We start from the raw sequence: 16,563 nt of genomic DNA, 5'->3' as shown, positions 1-16,563 counted from the left end.
TGCCTTAAGAACAGATCGTGTTATTCATCCCGAAATGGTATATACGCCACTAATCTAGGCCCGTGCTTTACGGGATCGCCGCCGCCACCACCGCCCTCCTCCTCACCGCCCTCCTCGCGGCACTGCTCCGCCTGCCCGCCCTGCGCTTCGGCGTCCTCGACCGGCGGTGCCGGCGTCCGCTGCCGCTGCTCGGCGGTGTGGCCGTCGCGCTCGTCACCTGTCTGGTGGCCGCCGCCGGGCAGTGGACGAGGTTCGCCCCGCTCGGCTCGGAGGTCATGCGGCTGCTGGTCGCCGCGGGCGCGGTCGCCGTGCTCGGGCTGGTCGCCGACGTGCGGCGGGTCAAGGCGAGGTTCCTGGTCGGCGGTACGGCCGTGGCGGCGGCCTGTGTGGTGCCGTACGGCGACACCGGGATCCTGCTGGGGCTGGTGGCCGTCGGCTGGATCGTCCTGGTGGCCGTCGCCTTCAAGGCGCTGGACCACGCGGACGGGCTGGTCGGGACCGTCGGGGTGCTCACCGCCTTCGGGGTCGGCGTCTGTGCGGCCGCCGAGGTGATGGACGAACTCGCCGTGCTGCTCAGCGTGCTGGCCGCCGCGCTGACCGGGTTCCTCATGCACAACTGGCATCCCGCGCGGATCGGCCTCGGGGCCTGCGGGTCGCTCTTCGTCGGGTTCGTGCTGGCGTCGTCGGCCGTGATGACCCGGGCCGGGCACGATCCGGTGTCGACCGCGGGCGTGCTCTACTCGCTCACCGCCCTCGCCACCGCCGACGTCCTGCTGGTGGCGCTGTCCCGGCGGCTGGCCGGACGGCCGCTGCTGCGGCGCGGGCCCGACCATCTCGCCCACCGACTGCGCCGGATCGGCCTCACCCCGCAGGGTGCGGCCGTCCTGCTGGGGATCGCGGGCTTCTCCGGGATGCTCGTCGGCGTCCTCGTGCACATGGGATGGATGGAGCGGTCCGGGGCGTTGTGGGTGGGGGTGGGTGCCCTGATCGCCGTACTCGCGCTGCTGCACATCAAGCCCTACGGGCCTCGGCGTCAACCCTATTTTCCCGTGGGGGACCCCGTTCGGCCGCCCGCGCAGGCGGCATCGTCGCAGGTGGGGGCCCGGTTGCGTGTAAGGAACGGATAAGAGTTGAGCGGGGTCGACTCAGCTCTGTTGACCCCTGGAGAGCCGTCGTGCACACTTGAGTCCGTTCCACTCAAGTCAGCTGGAGGAATCAACCATGGCACGTGCGGTCGGCATCGACCTGGGCACGACTAACTCCGTCGTCAGCGTTCTGGAGGGCGGCGAGCCCACCGTCATCACCAACGCCGAGGGCGCCAGGACCACGCCGTCCGTCGTCGCCTTCGCCAAGAACGGCGAGGTGCTCGTCGGCGAGGTCGCCAAGCGCCAGGCGGTCACCAACGTGGACCGGACCATCCGTTCCGTGAAGCGCCACATGGGCACGGACTGGAAGATCGAGCTGGACGGGAAGCCGTTCAACCCGCAGCAGATCTCCGCGTTCATCCTCCAGAAGCTGAAGCGGGACGCCGAGTCCTACCTGGGCGAGAAGGTCACGGACGCGGTCATCACCGTCCCGGCCTACTTCAACGACTCCGAGCGCCAGGCGACGAAGGAGGCCGGCGAGATCGCCGGTCTGAACGTCCTGCGCATCGTCAACGAGCCCACCGCGGCCGCCCTGGCCTACGGCCTCGACAAGGACGACCAGACGATCCTCGTCTTCGACCTCGGTGGCGGCACCTTCGACGTGTCCCTGCTGGAGATCGGCGACGGCGTCGTCGAGGTGAAGGCCACCAACGGTGACAACCACCTCGGTGGCGACGACTGGGACCAGCGCATCGTCGACTACCTGGTCCAGCAGTTCCAGTCCGGTCACGGCGTGGACCTGGGCAAGGACAAGATGGCCCTCCAGCGCCTCCGTGAGGCCGCCGAGAAGGCCAAGATCGAGCTGTCCTCGTCCACCGAGACCTCGATCAACCTGCCCTACATCACCGCCTCCGCCGAGGGCCCGCTGCACCTGGACGAGAAGCTCACCCGGGCTCAGTTCCAGCAGCTCACGGCCGACCTGCTGGAGCGCTGCAAGACCCCGTTCTTCAACGTCATGAAGGACGCCGGCGTCTCCATCAACGAGATCGACCACGTCGTCCTCGTCGGTGGCTCCACCCGTATGCCCGCCGTCGCCGAGCTCGTCAAGGAGCTGACCGGCGGCAAGGAGGCCAACAAGGGCGTGAACCCGGACGAGGTCGTCGCCATCGGCGCCTCGCTCCAGGCCGGTGTCCTCAAGGGCGAGGTCAAGGACGTCCTGCTCCTCGACGTGACCCCGCTGTCCCTCGGTATCGAGACCAAGGGCGGCATCATGACCAAGCTCATCGAGCGCAACACCACGATCCCGACCAAGCGGTCCGAGATCTTCACCACGGCCGAGGACAACCAGCCGTCCGTGCAGATCCAGGTCTACCAGGGCGAGCGCGAGATCGCGGCGTACAACAAGAAGCTCGGGATGTTCGAGCTGACCGGTCTGCCGCCGGCGCCGCGCGGCGTCCCGCAGATCGAGGTGTCCTTCGACATCGACGCCAACGGCATCATGCACGTCACGGCCAAGGACCTCGGCACGGGCAAGGAGCAGAAGATGACCGTCACCGGCGGCTCCTCGCTGCCGAAGGACGAGGTCGACCGGATGCGCCAGGAGGCCGAGCAGTACGCGGAGGAGGACCACCGCCGCCGCGAGGCCGCCGAGTCCCGCAACCAGGGCGAGCAGCTCGTCTACCAGACGGAGAAGTTCCTCAAGGACAACGAGGACAAGGTCCCCGGCGAGGTCAGGACCGAGGTCGAGTCCGCCGTCGAGGAGCTGAAGACCGCGCTCAAGGGCGAGGACACCGCCGAGATCCGCTCGGCCACCGAGAAGGTCGCCGCGGTCTCCCAGAAGGTCGGCCAGGCCATGTACGCCGACGCCCAGGCCGCGCAGGCCGCGGGCGGCCCCGAGGGCGCCGCCCCGGGTGGCAAGGCCCCTGAGGACGACGTCGTGGACGCCGAGATCGTGGACGACGAGCGCAAGGACGGTGCCGCGTGACGGAGGAGACCCCGGGCTTCGAGGAGAAGCCTGACGTCCCCTCCGGCGCGACCCCCGACGACGCCGAGCCGAAGGCCGCTCCGCAGGAGGGAGCGGCCCCGGCCGGGGACGGATCAGCAGCAGCGGACGCCGGCCTGGTGGCCCAGCTGGACCAGGTGCGCACGGCGCTCAACGAGCGCACGGCGGACGTCCAGCGGCTCCAGGCCGAGTACCAGAACTACCGCCGCCGCGTCGAGCGCGACCGGATCACGGTCAAGGAGATCGCCATCGCGAACCTCCTGACCGAGCTCCTGCCCGTGCTCGACGACATCGGCCGCGCGCGGGAACACGGCGAACTCGTGGGCGGGTTCAAGTCGGTGGCGGAGTCCTTGGAGACCGTCGCCGCCAAGATGGGCCTGCAGCAGTTCGGCAAGGAGGGCGAGCCCTTCGACCCGACGATCCACGAGGCGCTGATGCACTCCTACGCGCCGGACGTCACCGAGACGACCTGCGTCGCGATCCTCCAGCCGGGGTATCGCATCGGCGAGCGCACCATCCGCCCCGCGCGGGTGGCGGTCGCCGAGCCCCAGCCGGGCGCGCAGACCGTCAAGGGCGAAGGGGCCGAGGAGAGCGCCGCGACGGCCGACGACAAGGAGAGCGGTGGCCCGGACGAGGGCTGACGTTGAACTGACGACGAGAGAGGAGGGACGTCGAGGATGAGCACCAAGGACTTCATCGAGAAGGACTTCTACAAGGTCCTCGGCGTCCCCAAGGACGCCACCGAGGCCGAGATCAAGAAGGCGTACCGGAAGCTCGCCCGCGAGAACCACCCGGACGCCAACAAGGGCAACGCCAAGGCGGAGGAGCGCTTCAAGGAGATCTCCGAGGCGAACGACGTCCTCGGCGACCCCAAGAAGCGCAAGGAGTACGACGAGGCACGCGCCCTCTTCGGCAACGGCGGCTTCCGCCCGGGGCCGGGCGGCGCGGGCGGCGGCTCCTTCAACTTCGACCTGGGCGACCTCTTCGGAGGCGGCGCCCAGGGCGGTCAGTCCGGCGCCGGCGGCTTCGGCGGCGGACTCGGTGACGTCTTCGGGGGCCTGTTCAACCGCGGCGGCACGGGCACCACCCGTACCCAGCCACGCCGGGGCCAGGACATCGACACCGAGGTCACCCTCAGCTTCACCGAGGCGATCGAGGGCGCGACGGTCCCGCTGCGGATGTCCTCGCAGTCGCCGTGCAAGGCGTGCGCGGGCACCGGCGACAAGAACGGCACGCCGAGGGTGTGCCCGACCTGTGTCGGCACCGGCCAGGTGGCGCGGGGCTCGGGCGGCGGCTTCTCCCTCACCGACCCGTGCCCGGACTGCAAGGGGCGCGGCCTGATGGCCGAGCACCCCTGCATGGAGTGCAAGGGCAGCGGCCGCGCGAAGTCGTCCCGGACCATGCAGGTCCGCATCCCCGCCGGGGTGTCGGACAGCCAGCGCATCCGGCTGCGCGGCAAGGGAGCGCCCGGCGAGCGCGGCGGCCCGGCCGGCGACCTGTACGTCACCGTGCACGTCGACGCGCACCCGGTGTTCGGCCGCAAGGACGACAACCTCACGGTGACCGTCCCCGTGACCTTCACGGAGGCGGCCCTCGGCGGCGAGGTCAGGGTCCCCACCCTGGGCGGACCGCCGGTCACCCTGAAGCTGCCGCCCGGCACGCCCAACGGCCGCACCATGCGGGCGCGGGGCAAGGGCGCGGTCCGCAAGGACGGCACCCGCGGAGACCTGCTGGTCACCGTCGAGGTGAGTGTCCCGAAGGACCTTTCGGGGAAGGCTCGTGACGCGCTCGAGGCGTATCGCGAGGCGACCGCGGGCGAGGACCCGCGGGCGGAGCTGTTCCAGGCCGCGAAGGGAGCTTGATCGAGATGGACGGCCGTCGACGCAACCCGTATGAACTGACCGAGGAGACCCCGGTCTACGTCATCTCGGTGGCGGCCCAGCTCTCCGGCCTGCACCCGCAGACCCTGCGCCAGTACGACCGCCTGGGCCTGGTGTCGCCGGACCGCACCCCCGGCCGCGGGCGCCGTTACTCGGCCCGCGACATCGAACTGCTCCGCCAGGTGCAGGCGTTGTCGCAGGACGAGGGCATCAACCTGGCCGGCATCAAGCGCATCATCGAACTGGAGAACCAGGTCGCCGCGCTCCAGTCCCGCGTCGTGGAACTGCAGGCGGCCCTGGACGGCGCCGCGGCGGCGATGCAGCAGCGCGAGGCGGCGGTGCACGCGTCGTACCGCCGCGATCTGGTCCCGTACCAGGAGGTGCAGCAGTCCAGCGCGCTCGTGGTGTGGCGGCCGAAGAAGCCCAGGGACTAGGCGCACGCCCGTACGTGCGGGGGCCCGGAGGTTCGGTGAGAACCTCCGGGCCCCTCGCGCGTGCCGCTCAGCCCTCCTGCGGGGCGACGACGACGGGTGCGAGGCCGGTGTACGCCTCCGAACCGTCGGCGGCGACCGCCGAGACGACGTAGTGGCTGGTGGTCCCGGCCGGGGTGGCCGGGTCGGTGTAGCCGCGGGCGTCGACGGCCAGGGGCAGGTCGGTCAGGCGGACGTACTGCTGTGTCGCGCGGTCCCAGCGGTACACGTGGAATCCGCTGGTGTCACAGCCGGTGCCGCAGGTCCACGACAGCACCGCGTGGCCGGTCGCGTCCGCCTCGGCGGACAGGGCCCAGGTGGCGGTGTTCGGGGGCACCTGGCCCGGGGTGAGGTCGAACTCGTTGACGCTCACGTTGGCGACCACGTCCGCCGGGTTGCCGGACAGCGTGTAGAGGGAGTTGTTCGACGTGTCCACCGCGTCCACGAGGTAGACCCAGTTCTCGTCGTCCGGCACGCCGACGTCGACGTACCGAGTCGTGCCGGGCGGGAGCGAGGCCATCCACTCGTAGGTGGAGGTGTCACGGGCGTCGGTGGCGCGGAACACGGTGTACGAGGCGAGGTCCTCGGCCGTGCTGTCGTCCCACTGGAGCACCGTGCCGTACTCCGTGCTCTCGTGGGTGAGGCCGGTGACCGTGGGCGGCGGGGTGGTGTCCAGGCGGCTCGCGTAGACCGTTCGCGAGGGTGCCGACTCCCGGCCCTGACCGTCGACGCTGGTCACGTGGTAGGCGTACGACGTGCGCCGCTCGGCGGAGTGGTCGGTGCAGCCGTACTGCGGGTAGTAGTCGGCCTCGTTGCCCACCCGGTACGGCTCGCAGGTGACCTGTACCGGGACGGCGTCCGGGTCGGAGCGGTCCCAGCGATAGGCCCGGAACTCGGCCGGCGCCGCCTTCGACGTCGTCCAGCGCAGCTCGATGCCGGTCTCGGCCTCGTTCGTGCCCGGGGTGTCCATGGCGGGCACCGCCAGCGGCCGGGCGAAGGCCAGGACCTGTGACGTCGCGGTGTTGCCGGCGCCGTCCCTGGCGACGACCCGGTAGTACGAGGTGTCCCCGTAGGGCGCGGTCTCGTCGAGGCGGCTGGAGCCGTACGACACTCCGAGCTTCACGAACTCCCCGTCGGCGGCCGCGGCGCGATAGACGTCGTAGGTCACGCCGTACGCGTCGTCCTGCCAGTCGAGGGTGACCCCGCGCACCGGATCGTCGCTCGCGGACACGACCGGCGTCAGCGGCGCGGTGCGGTCCACGGTCGTGACGAGCTGGTCGGTGCTGCCCGCCGACTCGTTGCCGGCCCGGTCCACGGCCCGCACCTCGTAGTAGTACGCGGTGCCGGTCGGCGCGAGGGCCTGTGTGAAGGAGGTGCCGGTCAGCAGGGTACCGCCGCTGACCACGCGGTAGTCACCGGTTCCCTTCAGCCGCCGGTAGACGCGGTAGCCCGCGAGGTCCATCTCCTTGTTCCTCGCCCAGGTCACCCTCGCCCTGCTCGTGGCCTGGTCGTAGGTCACGGCGGCACCGGTCGGGGCCAGGGGCCTGACCTTGTCGACGGTGGCCGAAGTCCTGGGTGCGTAGCCGAACTTGACCTTGGCGCTGCCGGTCCAGTTGACGTAGTCGACGCGCAGGGAGTGCTTGCCGGAGGGGATGGTGACGTTGACGGTCCTGTAGACCGTCGTGGAGGTGTTCCGCCACAGGTCGATCTTGCGGACGCCGTCGAGGTAGACCCGGATGCCGTCAAGGCCGGAGGCGCTGAAGGTGAAGGGGCCGCCGGAGCCGAAGTCCCGGGTCAGGCTCCAGCGGACGCCGAAGTAGTTCCCGGGCAGACCGGTGGCCGGGGCGCCCGTGCCCCAGTTCTGGTCGATGACGCCGTCGCAGTCGGTCCTCTTCGGCGTACCGGAGAACGCGGTGTTCGCGAAGAACTGCCGCTTGAACACCGGCGAGTTGCAGGTCACGGCGGCGGAGGCGGGCGCGGCGAGGGCGGTGAGCAGGCCGCCCGCGGTGGCGAGCACGACGGCGGTCGCGGTGGCCGCGGTCGTGCGTCTGGCTGGGTTCATGCGGTCCTTCGGTCCGGTCGGCGACGGTGGCGATCAACCGTCGCCGAACAGGACCGGCCGGCACCCCGATTGGTTGTACGGGCGCCGCGCATATCAGGGGAGCAGGTCACCGATCGCGTCCGCGACCAGCATCCACATCGGCTGCGCGCCCGTGCCGAACCCCGCCGCCAGGGCGTAACCGAGGGCCACGTCGATCGCCTCCGGCGTGGCGCCCGGGCGCCAGTCGACGGCGACCTCGCCGTCGCCCTCGGAGCTGAACTCCCCGAGGCGGCGCCCGTCGCGCAGGAGGCGGCTGCTCGGTATCGAGTCGGGCACCAGCCGCCACACCTGCCCGGCGCGGCGGACCTCGACGGCGTACGACCGCCGGGTCAGCCGTCCCTTCGCCGGGTGTACGCCCACCTCCTCGCCGTCGACGGTGAGCGTGAGCCGCCCGCCGTCCCGGGTGCCGACGGGGATGTGCTCCTCGGCCTCGGTACCGGCGGCGCGCCGCAGCACGATCCGCGGCACCGCCTCGCCTTCGACGACGACTTCACCGCGCTCGGTGTCCAGGCGGACGGTCAGCGGGCCGGACACGGTGTCCTCGACGGGGGATTCGGTGACGGTCATACGGATGATCTTCGCAGCAGGGTGCCCGCGGCGGTCGGACGGATGGCTGGCTGGCCGGGTTCGTTCGATCTCCTGGTCGAGCGCGGGGCGGCGGTGTGAAGCTGTTCCTGGATTTGGTGGACGGGGTGTAATGGGTGTTTGGAGAGGTTCCGGCATGTCTTTACATGCAAAGCGGAGCGTGGTGTTGCGCACTCGTTAAGTAGTTTTGCTTGACGCTGAGGGGCGTCGGCGCGTTGGCTTTTCAGTCATCTGGGCGCAATGGCGCGCCCGTGTCCCGAAGGCACCAGAAGTGAGCTCCTCTATGCGTCCCTTGCGCCCCCTGCGCCGTACCGCCATCACCGTGGCCGCCGCGTCCACGATGACCCTCTCGCTGGCCGCGTGCGGGGGCCTGGGCGTCACCGGGGACAGCACCGAGGCGAGCCCGACCAAGGGCGACGACATCACGGTGGGGCTGCTGCTGCCGGAGACGGCGAACACGCGCTACGACAAGTTCGACTTCCCCATCATCAGGAACAAGGTCCTGGAGCTCACCGACAAGCAGGGCCGGGTCGTCTACAAGAACGCCGACGCGGACGCGAGCAAGCAGGCCAGCCAGCTCCAGCAGATGATCGACGACCAGGTCGACGTCATCCTGCTGGACGCCGTCGACGCGCACGCCATCGCCGGCGGGGTGGCGAAGGCCAAGGAGGCCGGGATCCCGGTCATCGCCTACGACCGCCTGGCCGAGGGCCCGATCGACGCGTACGTCTCCTTCGACAACGAACTCGTCGGCGAGGTCCAGGGCCGCACGCTCCTGGAGGCCATGCGCCCGGTCGACTCCTCCGACAAGATCATCATGATGAACGGCTCGCCCACCGACCCGAACGCCAAGCAGTTCAAGGCGGGCGCCCTCTCCGAGCTCAAGGGCGCGGTGGACATCGCCAAGTCCTATGACACCAAGGACTGGAAGCCGGAGAACGCCGAGGACAACATGGCCCAGGCGATCAAGTCCATCGGCGTCAACAACATCAAGGGCGTCTACTCCGCCAACGACGGCATGGCCGGCGGCATCATCAAGGCCCTGGAGGCGGCGGGCGTCACCGAACTGCCGCCGATCACCGGTCAGGACGCCGAACTGGACGCCGTTCAGCGGATCGTGGCCGGCGAGCAGTTCATGAGCGTGTACAAGTCGTACCCGTCGGAGGCCGAGAGCGCCGCGGAGATGGCCGTGGCCAAGGTCCAGGGTCACGACATCCAGTTCGACTCCCTCACCCAGCAGCAGGTCGACAGCCCGACCGACAAGGACATCCCGGCCCGCCTCGTCCCGGTGGTCGCCCTGACGAAGTCGAACATCAAGGAGACCGTCATCGCCGACGGGATCTACCAGGTGTCCGACATCTGCACGGGCGAGTACAAGGCGGACTGCAGCAGGCTCGGACTGAAGTAGCCCCCGTCGGCGGCCGGGGAGTTCACGTTCACGCCACCCGCGTAAACTCCACCGTCACCTCCGGCGGACCGCCGGGCACACCCCGGTAGATGCCCTTGTGCGGGGTGACGTCGTCGTAGTCGCGGCCGCGGCCGACCACCACATGGGACTCGTCGGCCCGGGTCCGGTTCGTGGGGTCGTAGCCGCACCAGTCGCCCGCCCAGTACTCGACCCAGGCATGGCTCTGGCCGGCCACCGGGCGGTGCAGTTCGGCCTCGCGTTCGGGATGCAGATAGCCGGAGACGTACCGGGCCGGCAGCCCCAGGCCGCGCAGCAGGGCGAGGGTGAGGTGGGCGATGTCCTGGCAGACACCGGCTCCCTGGTCCCAGGCCTCGGCGGCGGAGGTGTTCACTCCTGTCGCGCCGGGGAGGTACGACACCCGGTCGGCGACCAGCGCCGACACCGCGACCGCCGTCTCGTGCGGGTCGAGGTCGGCCGCCGCCTCCCGCGCCTTGTCGACGAGCGCGGGCGGGACCGTCGTACGGGATGTGGCGCCTGTGAACTCCAACAGACGGGAGTTCGCCATGTGCTCGGACACCTCCGTCCAGCTCGGCGGCTCCGGCAGGTTCCCCGGCGGAGACGTCTCGACCAGGCTGGAGGCAGTGATCGTGAGGTGACCGTGCGGGTCCATCAGGTCGAAGCCGGTGACCTGGGTGCCCCAGTAGTCCCAGTACGACCAGGTCGTGGCCGACGGGCTCACGGCGATCCGGGCGTCCAGGGTGGTCTGGCCGGGCAGCGTGAGCGGGGTCATGCGGACCTCGTTGTGGGACGAGGCGGCGGGCTGGGCGTAGGAGACCCTCGTCGTGTGCTTGATGCGGAGGCGGCGGGTCATGCTCGCGCTCCTTCCTGGGCCCACTCGACGGGCCCCTGGTACGGGAAGAACCGGTCGGCCACCGCGTCCGCCGAGGCCATGCAGGCCTGCTGCAAGTCCCTCAGCAGGGCAGGGAGCTGATCCTCCAGGGCCTGGGTGTCCAGGTATTCGAGGCGGGTGCGCAGCCGGCCGATCGGGCGGCGCGCCGGATCCTGACGGGGACGGCCCAGCGCGGTGAGGCACTCCTCCGCCGTGGTCAGCGCGTGCAGCGCCGAGCGCGGGAAGTCCCGGTCGAGGAGCAGGAACTCGGCCACCCGAGGGGTGTCGCCGAAACCGCTGTACACGCGCGCGTACGCCTCGTCCGCGCCGGACGCGCTCAGCAGGGTCGGCCAGTCGGGCGCGTGCGCGGCGTCCAGCACCCGCACCGACAGCAGCCGTACGGTCATGTCCACCCGCTCCAGACTCCTGCCAAGGACGACGAAACGCCAGCTGTCGTCCCGGCTCATGGTGGAGTCGGCGAGGCCGAAGAAGAGGGCCGCCCGGCGGCGTACCAGCTCCAGATAGGCATACGGACCCGTGCGGCGCGCCGCGAGGCGCTGATCGGCGAGCGCGTGCCACGTCGAGTTGAGGCACTCCCACATCTCGGAGGAGACGGCCTCGCGAGCACTGCGCGCGTTCAGCCGGGCGGCGCCCAGCGCGCCCTCGATCGACCCGGTCGAGCCGGCGTCGAAGGCCAGCTGGTCGAGCACCTGCTGCATGTCGACCGGCTCGTCGCCCGCGTCGATCCCAAGGATCGCGTACAGCGACCGGCAGGCCACGTCCTCGTCGCGCCAGGGGTCCTCCAGCATGCGGTGGAGATAGGCGTCGAGGATGCGCCCCGTGGCGTCGGCGCGTTCGACGTACCGTCCGGTCCAGGTCAGGGCCTCGGCGATGCGGGAGAGGATCACGTCGTTCACTGCTGCTGCGCCCCTTCCTGTACGACGGTGGGGGTGCCGTCGGGTCCGAGCTGACGCGGGGCGACCTCGGGCGGTGCCGTGGCCGGAGCCGCCGGTCGCTCCGTCGGTCCCTCGGCCAGCACCCAGGTGTCCTTGGAGCCGCCGCCCTGGCTGGAGTTGACGATGAGGTTGCCCTCCTGGAGGGCGACCCGGGTGAGGCCGCCGGGCAGCACCCAGACATCGTTGCCGTCGTTGACGGCGAAGGGGCGGAGGTCGATGTGGCGCGGCGCCATGCGCTCGCCTGCGAGGGTGGGGGAGGTGGACAGGGCGACCGGCCGCTGGGCGATGAAGCCGCGGGGATCGGCGATGACGGCTTTGCGAGTGCGTTCGATCGTCTCGCGGTCGGCCCTGGGCCCGATGACGATGCCCTGCCCTCCGGCGCCGTCGACGGGCTTGATGACGAGCTGCTCGATCTGATCGAGCACGGCCTCCAACTGCCCGGGCTCGTCCGGCCGGTAGGACTCGACGTTGGGGAGAATCGGTTCCTCGGAGAGGTAGTACCGGATGAGATCGGGCACGTACGTGTAGAGGAGCTTGTCGTCCGCGATTCCGTTCCCTACGGCGTTCGCGAGTGTGACGTTGCCGGCCATGGCGGCGCTCATGATCCCCGGGCAGCCGATCACCGAGTCGGGGCGGAAGTGGAGGGGATCGAGGAAGTCGTCGTCGAGGCGTCGGTATACGACGTGGACGGGGACCTCGCCGCGGGTGGTCCGCATCCAGACACGGTTGTTGCGGCACACCAGGTCGTGCCCCTCGACGAGCTGCACGCCCATCAGTCGGGCCAGCAGGGCGTGTTCGAAGTAGGCCGCGTTGCTGGGCCCCGGGGTGAGCACGACGACGCGCGGGTCGGCGGTCCCGGCGGGCGCGGCGGCGCGCAGGGCGGAGAGCAGCCGCTGCGCGTATCCGTCGACGGGGAGCACATGCTGCTCGGCGAAGAGAGAAGGGAAGATCCGGGTCATGGCCCGCCGGTTCTCGATGACGTACGAAACCCCGCTGGGCACCCGGACGTTGTCCTCCAGCACCCGGAAGTCCCCGGCCTCGTCCCGTACGAGGTCGATCCCGGCCACGTGGATCCGTACGCCTCCCGGTGGTTCGACCCCGTGCGCCACCCGGTGGAAGTGGGGGGAGTTGAGCAGCAGCCGCCAGGGCACGACCCCGTCCTCGAAGGCGCGGGCGTGTCCGTAGGCATCGGAGAGGTAGGCCTCCAGCGCCCTGACCCGCTGACCGACCCCGCGTTGTATGAGATCCCATTCGAGGGCGTCGAGGATGCGGGGCACCAGGTCCAGCGGCCAGGGCCGCTCCTCACCCGCGAAGGCGTAGGTCACGCCCCGGTCGGTGAAGGCCCGGGCCATCTGGTCGGCCCGGAACCGGAGTTCGCTCGGCTCGATCGGCTGAAGCGCCGCCAGCACCGGCTCATAGGCGGTCCTGACCTCACCTGGCCGCTCAAACATCTCGTCCCACGCGTCGGCCAACGCGTACGCGTCAAATATGTCCGCCATGGGCTGACGTTAAGTGGGGTGTGTAACGGGGTGATCACTGGGGGGTTTCCGGGGTGTGCACGCGGAAGGGTGGCCTCCGGTGGCCCGGGAGGGGGTGGCGCCCCACCCCCCAGCTTGTTGCAACTCGACGTAGGGAGGCCAGGAAAAAGCGGGAGGTAAGGGTGGTTAACGGCGGCCGTTCCGGCGGGAGCCGTGTTGCGGAGCACGGCAGGTCCGCGCATAGTTGCGCTGCGGAAGCGCGAGCGCCGCGGGCCGGCGCGGCCGAGCATGGTGGTCCGTCGACCGGGGCCCGCTCGGCCGGGGTGTTCCGGCAGGGGTGTCGACACCGCGCTCCGGAGGTGAGCGAGCCGGCGGATGAGGCGAGGACCGGGGGTGGACGGGCGATGGCCGGGCACGGGGCGAAGGAGCATCCACACGGTGCCGACCGGCTGTGCGAGGCCGGGGATCGCGTGTATTCCCGGGCCGTCCGCCGCGGTCGGGTGCCGCGCCGGGACGCGGAGCCGGTGCCCTGCCTGCTGGAGCTGGCCCTGCTGCACCCCGACCCCGACGACATGGAGTGGCTGGTGCCGACCTCCCCGCAGGAGGTCATGACACGGCTGCTGCGCGGGATCTACGACGAGGTCAGCGCGAGCCAGGGGCGGATGGGCTCGGCGGTGGCGGCGTTCGAGTGGTACGCCGGGCTCGGTCCCCCGCTGTCGCAGGCGTCCGGCGCCGAGGGCACCGCGATCCGGGTGCTGGACGGCGACTCGCGCATCCAGGGCGCGCTGGACGAGGCGACCCAGGCGTGCACGAGGGAGGTGCTGACCGTGCAGCCCGGCGGCATCCGTCCCGAGCACGAGCTGACGGAGGGCCTGCACCGGGCGATGGCGCTGCGCGGGCGGGGCGTGCGGATGCGGGACCTGTACACACATGTGGCCCGGCACGGCCAGGGCCTGCTCAACTACCTTGAGCTGATGGGCGATTCGGTGGAGGCCCGCACGCTGGACGAGGTGATCGACCGGCTGATCGTCTTCGACCGTACGGTCGCCTTTATTCCCGCGAACGCGGACCGCACGATCGCGCTGGAACTGCGCCACCCGGGGCTGGTCCACTATTTGGTGACGGTCTTCGAACGCTTCTGGCGCCTGGCGATCCCGCTCACGGCCCCCCTCCCTGACACCGGCATCGAGGGCATCTCCCACCGCGAGCAGTCCATCGCCGCGCTGCTGGCAGAGGGCCACCAGGACGCGGTCATCGCGGAACGGCTTGGTATAAGCGTCCGCACTTGCCGTGCCCACATCGCCAGGCTCTCGGAGACGCTGGGGGCAGTGAGCCGTACGCAACTGGGCGTCCGCATCGCTCAGGTGGGGCTGGACAGGCCATCGGGGGCGGCGGATGTTTCGTCGTCGCCACCACTCAGCTTTCCGGATCGAGGATCCCCGACTGCCCGATGAGGTAGCCGAGTTGGGCGCGGCTTTCGCTGCCGAGGGTGGCGGCGAGTTTGGCGATGTGGACACGGGCGGTGCGGACGTTCAGGCCGAGACGGTCGGCTATGACGGCATCGGTGTGACCCTCGACGAGGAGGGCTGCGATGGCGCGTTGGCGGGGGGTGATGCCGTTCAGGGAAGGTTGCTGGACGGCTTCGGGATACATCGGGGTGGCAAGCTGCCACAGCCGCTCGAAGGTGGTCACAAAGAAGGAGATCAGGGCGGGGTGGCGGACTTCGAGAGCGAGGGTGCGGTCCGTGCTTGCGGGTATGAAGGCGACGGTGCGGTCGATCACCAGAAGGCGGTCGGTGACCTCGTCGAGAGTGCGAACCTCCGCGTCGCCCGTCAGATGTTCGTATCGGGCGATCACGGCGGGCGAGTGGCGCAGGGTGTGCTGGTAGAGAGTGCGGATGCGGCCACCTCGATCCAGCAGGGCCTGGTCGCGTTCAAAGGACTCCGCCATGCGGGATGAGATGGTCTGGCCGTAGTAAGGCTGGATGGTGAGGACTTCCCGGGACGCACCAGCCGTGGCTTGAGCGATGCTGAGCCTGATCGAGTCGAGCCCGCTCACGACACTGATCGCGGATGAGTCCACCGTCGTCTGTGGGAAGGCGTGCCTCATCAGTGGTTCGAACGCGGCTGCTAGCTTCTCCTCGCGCCGCCGCTCTGTTGCGATGCGTTCCTCGGACGCCCGCAGCAGCCGATGCAGTGCGACAGAGGGGGAGACCGGCTCTAACCAGTCCAGGTCCTCGACCATGGGCTGCAGCAGCCTGAGGTCGACCAGGCACGACACGCTGTTGACATCCTTTGTACGCACGCGCCCTTCACGCAGGGCCTGGGCGTACAGGTTCTTACCTGCCTCGCACAGTTCCTCCAGTCCGTGCGGGTGCCCCTCGGTCATGGGCGGCTGTCTCCCTCTGTTGGCGTGTGATCTTTTTCCAGCATCCCCGACTGAGCTATGAGGTAGCCGAGCTGGGCACGGCTGCCGCTGCCCAGGGCCGTCGCGAGTTTGGCTATGTGGGCCCGGCAGGTACGTACGTTCATCCCCAGGCGGCGCGCTATGGCCTCGTCGACGTGGCCGTCGACGAGGAGCTTGGCTATGGAGTGCTGGATGTCGGTTATGCCGTCAGGGGCGGTTTCGTAGGGGGCGCCGGCGCTCAGGGGGACGGCACGGCTCCACATGAACTCGAAGACCTTGATCAGGTAACGGACGAGACCCGGGTGACGGAGCTCCAGTGCCACCTGACGGTCGTCGCGGATGGGGATGAAGGCGACGGTCTCGTCGCAGACGATGAGGCGCTCGACAAGCTCGTCGATGGTGCGGTACTCCACCTTGCCGTCGGTGAAGTGGTCCATATAGGCCAGCCGGTCGGGAATGAACCTGGCCGTGTGTTGGTAGAGGGTCCGGATACGTACTCCGCGCTCGATCAGCGGCCTGTCCCGTTCCAGTGCCTCGACGAGCCGGTTCTCAGGGCGGCGGTGGCCGCTCGGCTGGACTGTGAGCATCTCGGTCTGGCAGTGGGCGATCGCCAGGTCGAGCGCCGCGTTGATGCGGTCGAGGCCCTCCAGCACCGTGATCGAGTGGGTGGGGGCGGCGTCCTGGGCGCCGAGGGCCATGAATGGCTCGAAGAGCTCGGCGAGTGCGATCGACGTGCGCCGCTGTGCCGTGATCTCGCGCTCTATCGGGTTGAGTCGCTGGGCCAGGGCGACGGAAGCCGGAACGGGGCGCAGCCAGTTGGCGTCATCGGGATCAGGGTGAAGGAGGGCGAACTCCATCAGACATGGAGCAGGTTCCACATCCGCCCGCAGAATGCGACCTGTGCGCAGGGCACTCGCGTAAAGGCGGCTTCCATCCTCACACAATTCGGTCACCGCATGGGGATGTGTCGCCCTTGTCTCATTTTTTGCCAAATCTCCACCCCCCAGGGTCCTGAACATGCAGGAACATGATGCACCGATCGTGTGGCCATGACGTGCCTGAATGAGCCATCGTCTTACTCGACGGGGGAAGAGGGGACCTTCAAGTGAGGACGAAGCCGACTATGCGTAACAGAATGCTTCGCTCGGTACTTGTCGCCGCCTTCTCCGCCGTTGTGGCCTTCGGAGTACTGACTGGCCTCTCCGGTGTGAAGGGCGATGCGTTCAAGGCGGGTGGTGCTCAGTCCGTTGCCGCCGGGGCCGCTGGCGATGAAACGCCGGTCTTCCCTCTCGACAGCACGTGG

14 protein-coding genes are annotated in these 16,563 nt (G+C 69.8%); 7 read left to right on the top strand and 7 right to left on the bottom strand.

The features are described 5' to 3' along the window. Window positions 1-62 precede the first annotated feature (62 nt). The 5 genes from IM697_RS43790 to IM697_RS43770 all read left to right on the top strand — a co-directional run bounded on the left by IM697_RS43790 (window position 63) and on the right by IM697_RS43770 (window position 5,401). On the top strand, window positions 63-1,127 hold the full coding sequence (locus IM697_RS43790) for an MraY family glycosyltransferase (RefSeq protein WP_194043202.1): 1,065 nt from the start codon (window positions 63-65) through the stop codon (window positions 1,125-1,127). Between the two features lie 94 nt (window positions 1,128-1,221). Continuing rightward, window positions 1,222-3,069, top strand: coding sequence for a molecular chaperone DnaK (dnaK, locus tag IM697_RS43785; protein ID WP_194043199.1), 1,848 nt, complete (start codon window positions 1,222-1,224; stop codon window positions 3,067-3,069). Next, on the top strand, window positions 3,066-3,728 hold the full coding sequence (gene grpE / locus IM697_RS43780; protein WP_194043191.1) for a nucleotide exchange factor GrpE: 663 nt from the start codon (window positions 3,066-3,068) through the stop codon (window positions 3,726-3,728). Before dnaK ends, grpE begins: the two co-directional genes overlap by 4 nt. Window positions 3,729-3,764: 36 nt before the next feature. Further along, the gene (gene dnaJ / locus IM697_RS43775) at window positions 3,765-4,949 is read left to right on the top strand and encodes a molecular chaperone DnaJ (protein ID WP_194043190.1); all 1,185 of its coding nucleotides are present in this window, start codon (window positions 3,765-3,767) and stop codon (window positions 4,947-4,949) included. A gap of 5 nt (window positions 4,950-4,954) precedes the next feature. Continuing rightward, the gene (locus tag IM697_RS43770; protein WP_194043188.1) at window positions 4,955-5,401 is read left to right on the top strand and encodes a heat shock protein transcriptional repressor HspR; all 447 of its coding nucleotides are present in this window, start codon (window positions 4,955-4,957) and stop codon (window positions 5,399-5,401) included. 67 nt (window positions 5,402-5,468) lie between these two features. Here IM697_RS43770 and IM697_RS43765 read toward each other — a convergent pair whose 3' ends face one another. Both IM697_RS43765 and IM697_RS43760 read right to left on the bottom strand, forming a co-directional pair. Then, on the bottom strand, window positions 5,469-7,499 hold the full coding sequence (locus IM697_RS43765) for a PA14 domain-containing protein (RefSeq protein ID WP_228044421.1): 2,031 nt from the start codon (window positions 7,497-7,499) through the stop codon (window positions 5,469-5,471). Between the two features lie 93 nt (window positions 7,500-7,592). Beyond that, window positions 7,593-8,105 carry a hypothetical protein gene (locus IM697_RS43760; RefSeq protein WP_194043186.1) on the bottom strand — a complete coding sequence of 171 codons (513 nt, stop codon included), beginning with the start codon at window positions 8,103-8,105 and terminating at the stop codon, window positions 7,593-7,595. A gap of 301 nt (window positions 8,106-8,406) precedes the next feature. On the opposite strand from IM697_RS43760, the gene IM697_RS43755 reads away from it, so the two are divergent. Next, window positions 8,407-9,531, top strand: coding sequence for a sugar ABC transporter substrate-binding protein (locus tag IM697_RS43755; protein WP_194043184.1), 1,125 nt, complete (start codon window positions 8,407-8,409; stop codon window positions 9,529-9,531). A gap of 28 nt (window positions 9,532-9,559) precedes the next feature. Here IM697_RS43755 and IM697_RS43750 read toward each other — a convergent pair whose 3' ends face one another. The 3 genes from IM697_RS43750 to IM697_RS43740 are packed head-to-tail and all read right to left on the bottom strand — an operon-like array spanning window position 9,560 to window position 12,875. Further along, window positions 9,560-10,402 (bottom strand): transglutaminase family protein, encoded by an 843-nt coding sequence (locus IM697_RS43750; protein WP_194043182.1) that lies wholly within the window; start codon window positions 10,400-10,402, stop codon window positions 9,560-9,562. Beyond that, complete coding sequence (locus IM697_RS43745; protein WP_194043180.1) at window positions 10,399-11,337, bottom strand: alpha-E domain-containing protein; 939 nt, start codon at window positions 11,335-11,337, stop codon at window positions 10,399-10,401. Before IM697_RS43745 ends, IM697_RS43750 begins: the two co-directional genes overlap by 4 nt. Beyond that, window positions 11,334-12,875, bottom strand: a complete 1,542-nt coding sequence (locus tag IM697_RS43740) for a circularly permuted type 2 ATP-grasp protein (protein WP_194043178.1) — start codon at window positions 12,873-12,875, stop codon at window positions 11,334-11,336. Before IM697_RS43740 ends, IM697_RS43745 begins: the two co-directional genes overlap by 4 nt. Window positions 12,876-13,258: 383 nt before the next feature. Here IM697_RS43740 and IM697_RS43735 point away from each other — a divergent pair, with 383 nt between their 5' ends. Then, window positions 13,259-14,308: a helix-turn-helix transcriptional regulator gene (locus tag IM697_RS43735; RefSeq protein ID WP_194043176.1), complete on the top strand. Its 1,050-nt coding sequence runs from the start codon at window positions 13,259-13,261 to the stop codon at window positions 14,306-14,308. On the opposite strand, the gene IM697_RS43730 is transcribed toward IM697_RS43735, so the two are convergent. Then, window positions 14,271-15,242, bottom strand: coding sequence for a helix-turn-helix transcriptional regulator (locus IM697_RS43730; RefSeq protein WP_194043174.1), 972 nt, complete (start codon window positions 15,240-15,242; stop codon window positions 14,271-14,273). The two genes, IM697_RS43735 and IM697_RS43730, sit on opposite strands and share 38 nt — an antisense overlap. Next, window positions 15,239-16,279 (bottom strand): helix-turn-helix transcriptional regulator, encoded by a 1,041-nt coding sequence (locus tag IM697_RS43725; RefSeq protein ID WP_194043172.1) that lies wholly within the window; start codon window positions 16,277-16,279, stop codon window positions 15,239-15,241. Before IM697_RS43725 ends, IM697_RS43730 begins: the two co-directional genes overlap by 4 nt. Window positions 16,280-16,563 lie beyond the last annotated feature (284 nt).

This window comes from Streptomyces ferrugineus (genome assembly GCF_015160855.1).
In the GTDB taxonomy this organism is placed as follows: Bacteria; Actinomycetota; Actinomycetes; order Streptomycetales; family Streptomycetaceae; genus Streptomyces; species Streptomyces ferrugineus.
The sequence above is the reverse complement of the archived record's forward strand: the minus strand, read 5'-3'. Positions and strand labels throughout refer to the sequence as shown.